The sequence below is a fragment of the Buchnera aphidicola (Aphis fabae) genome (assembly GCF_009069125.1).
In the GTDB taxonomy this organism is placed as follows: Bacteria; Pseudomonadota; Gammaproteobacteria; order Enterobacterales; family Enterobacteriaceae; genus Buchnera; species Buchnera aphidicola_BB.
The window spans coordinates 258,502-272,911 of sequence record NZ_CP042427.1; the positions used below are offsets into that span (position 1 = coordinate 258,502).

The 14,410-nt window shown below is 21.5% G+C and carries 8 protein-coding genes; 7 read left to right on the plus strand and 1 reads right to left on the minus strand.

Features of this window, described 5'->3' with window-relative positions; translation table 11 throughout:
- Window positions 1-285 precede the first annotated feature (285 nt).
- The 7 genes from FQV33_RS01225 (at window position 286) to recD (ending at window position 12,870) form a co-directional block, all read left to right on the plus strand.
- Window positions 286-873 carry a YhgN family NAAT transporter gene (locus FQV33_RS01225; RefSeq protein ID WP_158347880.1) on the plus strand — a complete coding sequence of 196 codons (588 nt, stop codon included), beginning with the start codon at window positions 286-288 and terminating at the stop codon, window positions 871-873.
- 145 nt (window positions 874-1,018) lie between these two features.
- Window positions 1,019-2,209, plus strand: coding sequence for a phosphoglycerate kinase (locus FQV33_RS01230; protein WP_158347882.1), 1,191 nt, complete (start codon window positions 1,019-1,021; stop codon window positions 2,207-2,209).
- A 25-nt stretch (window positions 2,210-2,234) separates the two neighbouring features.
- On the plus strand, window positions 2,235-3,311 hold the full coding sequence (fbaA, locus tag FQV33_RS01235; protein ID WP_158347884.1) for a class II fructose-bisphosphate aldolase: 1,077 nt from the start codon (window positions 2,235-2,237) through the stop codon (window positions 3,309-3,311).
- A 141-nt stretch (window positions 3,312-3,452) separates the two neighbouring features.
- Window positions 3,453-4,298: a small-conductance mechanosensitive channel MscS gene (gene mscS, locus FQV33_RS01240; RefSeq protein WP_158347886.1), complete on the plus strand. Its 846-nt coding sequence runs from the start codon at window positions 3,453-3,455 to the stop codon at window positions 4,296-4,298.
- 58 nt (window positions 4,299-4,356) lie between these two features.
- A complete protein-coding gene (locus tag FQV33_RS01245; protein ID WP_158347887.1) occupies window positions 4,357-7,581 on the plus strand; it encodes an exodeoxyribonuclease V subunit gamma in 3,225 nt (1,074 codons plus the stop codon).
- The gene (gene recB, locus FQV33_RS01250) at window positions 7,556-11,038 is read left to right on the plus strand and encodes an exodeoxyribonuclease V subunit beta (RefSeq protein ID WP_158347889.1); all 3,483 of its coding nucleotides are present in this window, start codon (window positions 7,556-7,558) and stop codon (window positions 11,036-11,038) included. The genes FQV33_RS01245 and recB overlap by 26 nt, the downstream gene beginning before the upstream one ends.
- A 14-nt stretch (window positions 11,039-11,052) precedes the next feature.
- On the plus strand, window positions 11,053-12,870 hold the full coding sequence (gene recD, locus FQV33_RS01255; RefSeq protein ID WP_158347891.1) for an exodeoxyribonuclease V subunit alpha: 1,818 nt from the start codon (window positions 11,053-11,055) through the stop codon (window positions 12,868-12,870).
- Here the strand turns inward: recD and argA are convergent.
- Complete coding sequence (gene argA, locus FQV33_RS01260; protein WP_158347893.1) at window positions 12,867-14,195, minus strand: amino-acid N-acetyltransferase; 1,329 nt, start codon at window positions 14,193-14,195, stop codon at window positions 12,867-12,869. The two genes, recD and argA, sit on opposite strands and share 4 nt — an antisense overlap.
- Window positions 14,196-14,410: the final 215 nt, after the last annotated feature.

The following is a 14,410-nucleotide window of genomic DNA, read 5'->3' on the forward strand; positions in this document are numbered from 1 at the left end:
AAAAATAATTTTTATTCAAATATAATAAAACATTTTTAATAAAAACTTTCCGACCTCCGAAAATAAATGTAATTATTATATAATTTTATAAGTGATATTGATTTATGAAAATATTAAATCTCATTAAAATTTTTAATATACTATAAAATTATAAATTTATCTTAAAAACAATATTGATATATATATTAAAATATTTATATATAGTGTAGAAAATTTCTATTATTTTATATATATATTATATATAGTTAAAAACTTTATATATCTACAAGGACATAATAAATTAAAATGACTGAAATAATTTCTACAACTATATTATTGATTTTAATCATGGATCCTTTAGGGAATCTTCCTGTCTTTATGACGATACTAAAAAATTTAAATGCAAAAAGAAGAAGAATAGTAGTTATAAGAGAAATGATTATAGCTTTAATTGTTATGCTAACATTTTTATTTGTTGGTGAAAAAATACTCAATATTCTTAATTTAAAAACTGAAACAGTATCTATATCTGGTGGAATTATTTTATTTTTAATTGCTATTAAAATGATTTTTCCTTCAGAAGATAATAATGGATTATCTTCTAACGAAGAACCTTTTTTAGTGCCATTAGCAATTCCATTAGTAGCAGGACCATCTTTATTAGCCACATTAATGTTATTATCTCATCAATATTTGCATAATATGTCATATTTAGTAGGATCTTTACTAATAGCATGGTGCTTTACTATTGTAGTATTATTATTATCAGGTTTTTTTTTAAAATTATTTGGTTCAAAAGGTGTAAATGCTTTAGAAAGATTAATGGGTCTAATATTAATTATGCTTGCTACTCAAATGTTTCTTGATGGAATCAGAACATGGTTCCAAAATTAAATGAATTTTTATTTTAAAATCTAATTTTTTATTAAAAACTAAATTATTATACATTTTTTGTATCACCTGTTATTACAAATAACTGATAACAGGTATAAATAAATTACTAAAACTTTTATAAAAAAATTAATTAAAAGGTGCTTTTATGAAAATAAGAAATATGAACGAAGTAAATATAAAAGGACAAAGAGTCTTAATAAGATGTGATCTAAACGTTCCAATTCAAAATGGAATTATTCAATCTGATGCTAGAATATTAGCTTCACTTCCTACAATTGAATTGGCACTTCGGAAAAAAGCAAAAGTTATTGTTATGTCACATTTAGGACAACCAAAAAATGAGTGTTATGAAAAAAAATATTCGTTATTTCCTATATTTGAATATTTAAAAAAAAAAATAAACTACACTAAAGTATATTTTTCCAATGATTATTCAAATATTATTCCAATCAAACCTGGAGAAATGTTAGTTTTAGAAAATGTTCGCTTTAACTCAGGAGAATTAAAAAATGATCCTGTTTTATCTAAAAAATATTCTAACTTATGTGATATTTTTATTATGGATGCTTTTGGAAGTGCACATAGAAAACAAGCATCAACATATGGAATTGGAAAATTTGTAAATATTGCATGTGCAGGTCTGCTTTTAATATCTGAAATAACTATGCTCAAAAAGGCGTTAAAAAATCCACAACGTCCTATGGTATCTATAGTAGGAGGATCTAAAGTATCTACTAAATTTAATGTATTAAAAAAACTTTCTAATATTTCAGATACTTTAATAGTTGGAGGTGGTATTGCAAATACTTTTTTAGCAATTGATTATAACATTGGAAAATCATTACATGAACCAGAATTTATATTAAAAGCAAAAAAATTACGTGATAACTATAAAAATATTGTAATACCAATTGATTCTCGTATAGGAAAAAATTTTTCTAATATCGAACCATCTATAATTAGATTACCATCAAACATCAAAAAAAATGAAGAAATTATGGATTTCGGTGATGAAACTATAAAAAAAATTGTTAAAATAATTAGTAAAGCAAAAACAATTATTTGGAATGGTCCTGTAGGAGTCTTTGAATTTCCTAATTTTAGAAAAGGAACAGAAAAAATTGCTAAAGCAATAGCAAATAATTCCGAGTTTTCAATAGCTGGAGGTGGTGATACATTATCTGTTATTGATATGTTTTGTATTAAAAATAAAATTTCTTATATTTCAACAGGAGGCGGTGCATTTCTAGAATTTATTGAAGGTAAAAAACTACCTGCGATAGATATGCTAGAAAAAAATTTTTCTCAACAAATACTAAATAATATTTTTAATTAAAAAAATTTAAATAATAGGAAAAAATTTGAATAATTTAAACTCTATTAAACCTGGTGTAATAACAGGTGATGAATGTCAAATAATATTTGAATTAGCTAAAAAAAAACAATTTGCAATACCAGCAGTAAATTGCATAGGTACTGATTCAATCAATGCTGTATTACAAACAGCTTCCAGAATAAGATCTCCTGTTATTATACAATTTTCTTATGGAGGAGCTTCTTTTATCGCTAGTTCTAAAAAAATATTTAAAACCGATCAAGAACAAGCTATAAAGGGAGCTATATCAGGAGCTAGACATGTACATTTAGTTGCAAAACACTATAATGTTCCAGTAATACTGCATACTGATCATTGTCATAAAGAAATATTACCATGGATTGATGGTCTAATTAAAGAGGGAAAAAAACATTATAAAATTTATAAAAAACCTCTTTTTACTTCTCATATGATTGATTTATCGAAAGAATCATTAGAAGATAACATTTCAATTTGCAGTTCATATTTAAAAAAAATAAAAAAAATTAATATGATGTTAGAAATTGAATTAGGATGCACAGGTGGTGAAGAAGATGGAATAGACAATAGTAAAATTAGTAAAGAATTGCTTTATACAGAACCTAAAGATGTTAACTATGCATATGAAAAATTAATTAAAATTAGTAAAAATTTTACTATAGCTGCTGCATTTGGAAATATACATGGAGTTTATAAAGCTGGAAATATTAATTTAAAACCTATTATTCTAAAAGAATCACAAAACTATGTGAGCACAAAGCATAAGTTAGAAAAACTACCATTAAATTTTGTATTTCATGGTGGATCAGGATCAGATCTAGAAGCAATTAAAGAATCTATCAAATATGGTGTGATTAAAATGAATATTGATACTGATATACAATGGGCTGCTTGGAAAGGTGTATTAAATTTTTATAAAAAAAATAAAGATTTTTTACAAACTCAGCTAGGTAATAAAACAGGGGGAAATCAACCAAATAAAAAATATTACGATCCAAGATCTTGGCTAAGAAAATCGCAAGAATCAATGTCTATAAGATTAGAAAAAACATTTAAGGAACTAAATGCATTAAATGTTTTTTAAATATAATAAATATTTTATCTTCAAATCCGGGGAATAAATAAAAATATTCTCCGAAAACCAATAAATAAGAATTAACACAGTAAAAATTTAGACATGTTAAATTAAATGCTTATTTTTAAAACTATATAAAAAGAGATAAAAATGGATGAACTTAATGTAGTAAGTGATATTAATCATGCAGGTAATTGGTTAATACGAAATCAAGAACTATTATTTGGATATATAATTAATTTGACATCATCTATTGTTATTTTAGTTTCTGGTATGTTTGTAGCAAAAATCATATCTAATGGAGTTAATAAAATATTAATTACTCGTAATATTGATGCTACTATTGCAGGTTTTCTTTCTGCTTTAATGAGATATATTATTATTACTTTTACATTAATTGCTGCATTAGGGAAAATAGGTGTTCAAACAACTTCTGTAATTGCTATATTAGGTGCTGCTGGAATGGCTATTGGATTAGCATTACAAGGTTCTCTGTCTAATTTTGCAGCAGGCGTTCTATTAGTAACACTAAGACCTTTAAAAACTGGAGAATATGTGAATTTAGGAAATGTAGCAGGAACAGTATTAAATATTCATATTTTTTATACAACTTTACGTACTTTAGATGGTAAAATTGTAGTCGTTCCAAATAATAAAATAATTTCTGGAAATATTATCAATTATTCAAGAGAACCTGCTCGAAGAAATGAATTTTCTATCAGTGTTGCATATAATACAGATATTGATTTAGTTATAAAAGTATTACGAGAAGTCATAGAAAATGAAAATAGAGTTATAAAAGATCGAGATATTATAATTGGTTTGAGTGAACTAGCACCATCTTCTTTGAATTTTGTTGTACGATGTTGGAGTAATACAGATGAATTAAATTCAGTATATTGGGATTTAATGGCTGAATTTAAAAAAGCATTAGATAAAAATAATATTAATATTCCTTACCCACAAATAGATGTTCATCTTTACAAAAAAAAATAAATGCTAAATTAAATATTTTATATTTACAACGTATTAATTTTAAAATACAAAGGTTTTTATGTTTTTTTTATATAAATTTAATCAATTAAATATACTATTTTTAAAAATATGTAAAATTATTAAAAAAAAACCACTTCCCTATATTTTTGAAAAAGAAATTATTATTCATGATAATGAAGTATTATTTCAATATCTAAATATATTCACAGCTAACTATACAGGTATTTCATCAGATTTTAAACTAATTAATCCTCATATTTTTATTTGGAAAATGTTTAAAACAATAATATCTGAAAATAAAGTGAAAAATATTTTAAAGAAAACAACTAATATTTGGAAAATAATAAAAATTATTGAAGAAAATAATTTTCTTGAAAATATTAAGAAAAATGATAATAAAATAAAAAAATTTGAATTTGCATTTTTAATGGAAAATTTATTTCAAAAATATATTTTATACAGACCACAATGGATTCAAGAATGGAAAAAAAACAATATAAAAATACCAAAAATTAGTTCAGAAATATCATGGCAAATAAAACTATGGAATAAAATGATCAATGATAGTAAAAAACTTAATCAATCTACTAATAATTTTTCAAGTTTATTTTATGAATTTAAAAATTTAATTAAAAAACAAGTTGAATTTCCACAACGTATTTTTATTATTTGGTCACTTCCTATAAATCCATCATATATAGAAATATTTCATAAAATAAGTATATATACTGATATATATTTTTTATATTTAACTGCTTATAAAAATAACATCATTAGTTATCCAGTTACTTTAGATAATAAATTAACTCATTTAGATGTAAAAAATAATTTTAACAATACACTAGAAAAACTGTGGGGTAAATATGAACACGTTTATTTGCTTTTTATAAAAACCTTAAAAAACATTAAAATTAAAAATTATTTTAAAAAATATCATATAGATAATTTATTAAATAATATTAAAAATAATATTTTAAATTTTCAAAAAAATAAACAATTATTTAAAAAAACTATAAATCCTAAAGATAATTCAATTTCTATAAATATTTGCTATAGTAAACAACATGAAATTGAAGTGTTATATAAAATATTAATAGAAATACTAAACACGAATAATAACATAAAACCACATGATATTGTTGTTACTTCATTTGAATTAAATAGTTATATAACACATATTAATTCTGTATTTAAATCAAATAATAAAAAAGAAAATATATCTTTTTATATTTCCGAAAAAAATTGTAAAAATAAACAAAAAATACTTTATCTTTTTAACAAAATATTAAACTTATCTGATATTCGATTCAATAATGAAGAAATTTTAGAATTACTTGATATTCCAATTATATCAAAAAATTTTAGTATTTCAGAAGAAGAAATAAAAATTTTATATAATTGGGTAAAATCTACAAATATTAGATGGGGTGTAAATAAAAAACATCAAAATGATTTACATTTTTTAGAAATTGATAAAAATACTTGGTTTTATGGAATTGACAAATTATTATTAAGTTATGCTACAAATGAAAAAAATAAAATTTGGAATAATATTTTATCATTTATTTCTATTGATTTTTCTAAATCAGAATTAATAGGAAAATTATCTCATCTAATTAATATATTAAACAAATGGCGCTTAAAATTATCAAAGTCAAAAAAAATAAAATATTGGCGTTTATTATTTAACTCTTTTATAAATGATTTTTTTTACCAACAAACAGAATGGGATCAAATACTTCAAATAATAAATAAAAATTGGAAAACAATGATTGATGAAATTATATTATCTGAATATCAAAAAAAAATCACTATTAATGTGTTAAAAAAAAATTTTTTATATATAACAAATTGTACAAGTAAAAAAAAAATTAAACTAGGAGTTATAAACTTTTGTCATCCTTCTGTAGTATGTTGCATACCATTTAAAATAATTTATATTATAGGATTAAGTTCTAAAGCATTATCAAAAAATAACAATATAGATAATATTAATCTTTTAAAAAAATATCCATTAATTACAGATATTAATATGGATGATGAACAACGTTATTTTTTCTTAAAAAATTTTACAGCTGCTACAGAATATTTTTATATGAGTTATATTGGGTATTCATTAAAAAATGAAACTAAAATCTACCCATCTATTTTAATTGAAGAATTAATAAATTATATAACATTATATTTTTGCTTTAAAGGTGATGAAAAACTAAAAATAGAAGATAATATTAAAAAAATATCACACTATCTTTGTAAGAAACATGAAAAAGCACACATTTATAATATAGTAAATATAAAAAAAATAGAAAATACACAAAAAAATAAAATTAAAAATATTCATAAAATATTTTTTAAGAATATAATTCACTTAGAAAATTTTGAAAAAAAAAGTTTTTTGATTAATTTGAAGGATTTAATATCTTTTTGGAAACATCCAATACGATATTTTTTTAATTATACATTAAAAACAAAATTTTCAATAAAACAAAAATTATTAATAACTGAACCATTTATCATTGATCAATTAGAAAACTTTAAAATAAGTAATATTTTATTAGAAAAAATGATAAATAAGCAAAGTTTAAAAAATACATTAGAAAAAATAAAATTGTCTGGAATATTACCATATGGAGGTTTTGGAGAAATAGCTTTACAAAATAAATACAAAGAAATGGAAGAAATAGTAAAAGTAATTAATCAATTTAGAGTACTTCCTCAAAAAAAAGATTTTAATCTTCAAATAGAAAAATATTATATTAAAGGAACTTTAAAAGAAATACAAAACACAGGTTTACTTCGATGGAAATCAGGTGTAATTAACTATTCTGATCGAATATCATTATGGTTAGAACATTTAGTTTACTGTATTTTAGGAGGTATAGGAGAAAGTAAAATATTAGGATATAAAAAACAAATATTTTCATTTCATTCTCTATCATACAATCAAGCATATAATTATTTTTTAAAATACATTAAAGGATATATAAAAGGTATTAATAGTCCTTTATTATTAACAAAATCCGGTATATCTTGGTTGGATAAAGTTTATGATATAAAAAATCAATGTATTTCTAAAGATCCTAATATTAAGAAAGAAGCATATAAAATATTATATAAAAAATGGATGGGAAACTCTTATATACAAGGAGAAAAAGAAGATGTTTACATACAAAAAATAATTTCAAAATTAGATGTAAAAAAAATCTGTCATATTTCTAAAATATGGTTTACTCCATTATTAAAATATAAAAAAATTAATGAAAAAAAAATTAAATATATTTAAAATACCATTTAATGGTGTTAATTTAATTGAAGCTTCTGCTGGAACTGGAAAAACTACAGCAATTGTACTAATGTATTTACGCTTATTGCTTGGAATAGGTAATAAAAAAAATATTAAACCATTATTAATACAAGAAATATTAATAGTAACTTTTACTAATTTTGCTAAAAATGAAATATGTAAAAGAATTAAAAAAAACATTGAAAAACTACAGTTATATTGTATCACTAAAAATACTAATCATTCTATTTTAAAACCATTTTTAAAAAAAATAAAAAATTTAGAAGAAGCGATATATATTTTAGAAAAAGCAAAACAAAATATAAATTATATGGCTATTTATACAATACATGGATTTTGCAAAGATGTTTTACAATTAAATTTCTTCAATATTAATGAAAAAATAATTGAAAATGAACAATTATTATATTTACAAGCTACAGAAGATTTTTGGAGATCTTATTTTTATCAATTACCAAAAAATATTATTAATATCATCTCAAAATATTATAAAAACCCAGAAGCTCTTTTATCTGAATTAAAACCAATATTTAATTTTAGTACAGTATATTTTAAGAAAAGATTTACTAAAAATCAAAATATTATAACGTGTCATGAAGATAACATTAAAATAATCAATACTTTTAAAAAAAAATGGTTGGATTATAACTCAATTATATTAAATACAATTAAAACATTAAAACCTAATCAAAAAATATATAATGAATTTAATATATCTAGATGGAAACAAAATATTACAAAATGGGCTAAATCTACAACTGAGAATTATCAAATACCAGTCGGATTAAAATATTTTTCGGAAGAAACAATAATAAAAAACATAAAAAATAATCATATTCCATATCATGTTTTTTTTAAAGATATTGAAGAAATAGTGAAAAAAAAATTTTCCTTAAAAGATATTATTTTATTTCAAGCAATAAAAAAAATAACTAGACTTGTAAATAAAGAAAAAAACAAAAAATTTTTATTAGGATTTAATGATCTATTAAATAATTTATTAAAGTATATTAAAAAAGATGAGAAACTAAAAAAATTAATAATTAAAAAATATCCAGTAGCATTTATTGATGAGTTTCAAGATACTGATATTCAACAATATCAAATTTTTAATATTTTATATAACATAAATAATGAAAAAACAGCACTATTTCTTATAGGAGATCCAAAACAATCAATATATAGTTTTAGAGGAGCAGATATTTTTTCTTATTTACATGCCAAATCTAAAATTAAACAATATTATTATCTTGATACTAATTGGAGATCTTCAATAGATATATGTCAAGCTACAAACTATTTATTTTCACGTAATAAAAAACCATTTTTTTTTAAGAACATTCCATTTGTTAATATTTATCCTGCATTGAATAATAAAAACATACAATTTAAAATACAAGGAAAAATTCAAAACGCTATCAGTTTTTTCTTTAAAAAAAAAGAAAAAATATATATTGAAGATTATCAAGAATGGATTGCAAAACAGTGTGCAAATGAAATTTTCTATTGGCTCACTTATGCTAAAAAAGGTGAAGCAATACTAATTAAAAAAGATGAAAAAAAAATTTTAAAAGAAAGTGATATTGTTATATTAGTAAGAAATAAAGATGAAGCGAATATTATTAAAAATGCATTGGAAAAAGTTAATATTAAATCTATTTATTCATCTTCTAATACAAATGTATTTCAAACTAGTGATGCTTGTGAACTTCTCATAATACTTCAAACTGTTTTACAACCAACGAATATAAAATTATTAAAACAATCTATTTTTACACATATTATTTATAAGATTTTATTAGAAGGAGAAAAACAAAAAAATATAGACAAATCACATTTTATAATTAAAAAATTATATAAATATCGTGAAATATGGACACATACAGGAATTTTTTATACAATTAAAACCATGATATTAGACTATCAGAAATATTCTGATAATTTAGATAAATATAAATATTCTCAAAAACATATAAATTTTTTACATATAGCAGAATTATTAGAAGAACAATCAGAATATTTTTATAAAAAGTCGTCTTTGATAAGATGGTTCGAAAAAAAAATATTAGACAAAAAAAACATATCAGAAAATGAATATATTAGAGATTTCAAACAATCTAACGCAATAAAAATTATTACTATACATAAATCTAAAGGATTAGAATATCCTATAGTTTGGATTCCTTTTGCAGCAACTTATAAAAAATCAAAATCACATCTATATCATGATAAAAAAAACTTAAAAATATTTTTTGATTTAAATCAAAGTAAAGAAACTAAAAAAATAGTAGATGAAGAACGATTAGCAGAAGACTTGCGTTTTTTATACGTCTCTATAACAAGAGCTATTTATCATTGTAGCTTGGGAATAGGAGATATTATCAACAAAAAAAACCAAAAAAAAAGTGATAATTATAAAAGTGCCTTAGGATATATTATACAACGTGGATGTTATATGGATTATGATAGTTTGTTATGTGAAATAAATTCATTGAATATGAAATCATATATAAACATAAAATATGATACAATAAACATTAAAATTTCTTCTACTAAAAAAGATGTATATTTGCTATCTCAATCTCATAATTTAATTAAAAAAACACAAAATTACCTGCAAACAACAAGTTTTACAAAGTTAAAAAAAGAAAATATTTCGATTAATCAAAATAATCATAATATAAATTACATTTTAAATCAGAGAAAAATTTATCAAGAAAAAATAATATTTGAAAATTTTCCAGTAGGAAAAGAAACTGGAATTCTTATACACTATATATTGAATAGAATTAATTTTTTAGAAAAATTAAATATTGATTTTTTTTATAAATCTTTAAAAAAACATGGATTTGAAGAAAAATGGGCTCCTATATTAACATCTTGGATAGATAATATTATTCATGTAAAATTAAAAAATTTAAATTTTAATTTATCTATGTTAAAACCACATCAATATATAAAAGAAATGAAATTTTTTTTACCTATACAAAAAACATTACATAGCATAGACTTTAATCATATTATTCAATCTTTTGACCCAATTTCTTCTCTTACACCTAAAATATCTTTTAATCCAATTACTGGAATTTTAAAAGGATCTATTGATTTAGTTTTTTTTTGGGAAAAACGATATTATATAATAGATTATAAAACTAATTATCTAGGTAATGATAAAAATTCATATTCTTTAAAAAATATCAAAAAAGAAATTATTAAAAATAGATATGATTTACAATATCAAATATATACAGTTGCATTACATCAATATTTAAATAAAAAAATAAAAAAATATAAATATAAAAATAATTTTGGTGGAGTATTTTATATGTTTTTGAGGGGTATAGATAAAGTGAATAAAAATAATGGTATTTTCTATATCATGCCAGAGTACTTGTTAGTTAAAAATTTAATTAATTTATTTCTAATTAAAAATTAAGTAGTGTTATTGATATGAAAAAACTATTAAAAGATTTAGTAAAAAATAAGATCATACGCATGATTGATTTCATTTTTTCACAATTTATCTCTAAAACAAATAATATCATTATGTTAGTAGCAGCATGTACAAGTTTTGAGAGTAATAATGGCCATATTTTTTTATCACTTGAATATTTCAAAAAAAATAATTTTTTTTCTATTAACAATAAAAAAATTATTAAAAAAATATTATTTATTTTAAATAAAAACCAAACGAACTGGTCATTAGAATTATCAAAACATCATGCTTTTAGTAATGGAGATATTATAACTCCTTTAGTATTTTTTAAAGATAAAGTTTATCTTTATAAGATATGGAAATCTGAAAAAAATATTCTAAAGTATTTACATCAAAAACAAATATATAATGAATTTGATTTAATAAAGACTTGTTCACTCTTAAAAGAATTATTTCCTAGTAAAGAATATAACTATCAAAAAATAGCTGTAGCATTAAGTTTAATAAATCAAATATTTTTTATCTTAGGAGGTCCTGGGACTGGAAAAACTACTACAATAATAAAAATTATTATTATATTAATAAAAAATACAAAAAAAAATATTAAAATACAATTATCAGCACCTACAGGAAAAGCTACAGCACATTTAATTGAAACATTAAATAATTATAAAACATTTGATTTATACCTATCTTCAGAAGAAAAAAAACTATTTCTTTTAAAACCTGTCACTATACATCAATTATTAGGAGTATCAAAAACATCTGACAAAATTTTTTTTAATAAAAAAAACCCTTTAAATATAGATGTTTTAATTATTGATGAAGTATCTATGATAGATATTTTTATGATGAATAATATATTTTCTGCTCTTCAAAAAAATACTAAAATTATTTTTATTGGAGATCATAATCAATTATCACCAATAGGAGCAGGTTCTATTTTAAAAAAAATTTATAATTATTCACATGATGGTTATAGTATAGAAACTATATCTTATTTAAAAAATATTACACAATATTCAAAATTATATAATAAAGAAAATAAGAATAATACTTTTTTAATTAGTGATAAAATATGTATTTTAAAAAAAAATTATAGATTTAAAACCAATTCAGGAATTTACATATTATCAAATGCAATTGATCAAAATAAAAAAGAAATTTTTATTAAATTATTTAATAATTCAATAAAAAATGTTTTTTTTTATGAAATTAATTGCGAACATCAATATGAAAGAATGATTAATAAAATTATTTTTTATAATCAAGAATATTGGGATAAAATAGAGCAAAAAGAAAGTATAAAAGAAATTATAAAAAAATTTAAACAGCATCAAATATTATGTATTGTTAGAGATGGTCTATTCGGAATACATAATATAAATAATACTTTAGAAAAAGTAATGTATAAAAAAAATATTATTAAAAAATATTCCTATATTAACAATCAAATATGGTATCCAGGAAAACCTATTATTATTACAAAAAATAACAAATATTTAAATCTATCTAACGGTGATATAGGAATTACTCATTTCAATCATCAAAAAAAATTACAAGTGTGTTTTTTACAAGATCATAATAATACTAAATATATTCCTGTTGATTTATTAGAAAATTATGAAACTGCTTGGTGTATTACTGTTCATAAAGCTCAAGGTTCTGAATTTAATCATACAACATTAATACTTCCAAATAAAAATTTAGAAATATTGAACAAAGAAATTTTATATACAGCAATTACAAGATCTCGAAAAAAATTAAGTATTTTTTCAAATAAAAAAATATTCATTATGACGTCAAAAAAACAAAAGTTTTTAATATATTAAAATAAATCCATCATTAAAATTTTAGAACAACGTTGATAATTATACATTTTTTTCTTACTTTCAGGCAATTTATCAACATTAACAATAATAAATCCTCTTTCTTGAAACCAATGAATACTATGTGTAGTAAGTACAAATATTTTTTTTAAATTTATTTTTTTAGCATTTAATTTAATTGTTTTAAGCAAACAGTCGCCTCTCGAAGAATTACGATAATCAGGATGAACTGCAACACATGCCATTTCTCCTAAATTTTCTTTAAAAAAAGGATATAATGCAGCACATGCAATAGTTAAGTTATCACGCTGAATAATTGTAAACTTGTCTACTTCCATTTCTAACTGTTCTCTCGATCTACGAACTAAAATCCCTTTTTTTTCTAAAGGCCGAATTAACTCTAAAATTCCTCCGATATCATTAATAGTAGCTTGTCTAATTTTTTCTGCAGATTCCATAACCATTTGTGTTCCAATACCATCACGAGAAAATAATTCCTGTAATAAAGCTCCATTTTTATGATAGCTAATCAAATGACTCCTATTTACACCATTTTTACAAGCTTTGATAGATCCTTTTAAAAAACGAACTGTTGAAGAAATATAATCTCCATTTTTTTCTAATTTTATAATCTTTTTATTTATATCATCAGGTAATAATTCTGAAATAGTTTTTCCTTGATCATTAAGAACTCCTTGATTACTACAAAAACCTATCATTTTTTCTGCCTTCAACTTAATACTAACTTGTGTAGCAATTTCTTCAGAAGTTAAATTAAAACTTTCTCCTGTAACAGAAACTGCAACAGGACCAATTAAAACTATAGCACCATTTGTTAATTGACAATCAATAGCTTTTTTATCAATTCTTCTAATTCGACCAGTATGTATATAATCTATACCTTCGTCTATACCCAATGGTTGCGCAATAACAAAGTTTCCACTTACAACATTAATATTTGCTCCTTGCAAAGGAGTATTACTTAAACTCATTGAAAGACGAGCAGTAATATCAAGTTGTAATCTTCCTGCTGCTTGTTTAACTTGTTCTAAACATAGCAAATTAGTAACACGTATATATTTATGATATGTGATTTTAATTTTTTTTTCATTTAAATTTGAATTAATTTGAGGACAAGCTCCATATACAAGTACTAATCGAATACCTAAACTATGTAATAAACCAATATCGTTAATAATACCAGAAAAATTTCCATATTTAATTGCCTCACCGCTTAACATAATAACAAATGTTTTTCCACGATGAGCATTAATATAAGGAACACTATGGCGAAAACCCTGAACTAATTCAGTAGTACGCTCTTTCATGATAATCCTCTTGCTTTTTCACTCGAACCTATATATTATTTTTAAGTAAAATTAAGTTTTATATTATTTATATTACACTAATTAAAAAACCAATTACCAAAATAATATAAATATAAAACACATCGTGTGATAAAATTTTTTAAAAATAAAAGTTTTATCATTAAAAAATGATATATATATTATAAATTGTGGAATATTTTTTTTTAGATAGGATG

Coding starts and splice junctions, on each gene's coding strand:
- FQV33_RS01230 (WP_158347882.1), top strand. CDS start 1,019: ATGAAAATAAGAAATATGAACGAAGTAAATATAAAAGGACAAAGAGTC.
- argA (WP_158347893.1), bottom strand. CDS start 14,195: ATGAAAGAGCGTACTACTGAATTAGTTCAGGGTTTTCGCCATAGTGTT.
- recB (WP_158347889.1), top strand. CDS start 7,556: ATGAAAAAAAAATTAAATATATTTAAAATACCATTTAATGGTGTTAAT.
- recD (WP_158347891.1), top strand. CDS start 11,053: ATGAAAAAACTATTAAAAGATTTAGTAAAAAATAAGATCATACGCATG.
- FQV33_RS01225 (WP_158347880.1), top strand. CDS start 286: ATGACTGAAATAATTTCTACAACTATATTATTGATTTTAATCATGGAT.
- FQV33_RS01245 (WP_158347887.1), top strand. CDS start 4,357: ATGTTTTTTTTATATAAATTTAATCAATTAAATATACTATTTTTAAAA.
- mscS (WP_158347886.1), top strand. CDS start 3,453: ATGGATGAACTTAATGTAGTAAGTGATATTAATCATGCAGGTAATTGG.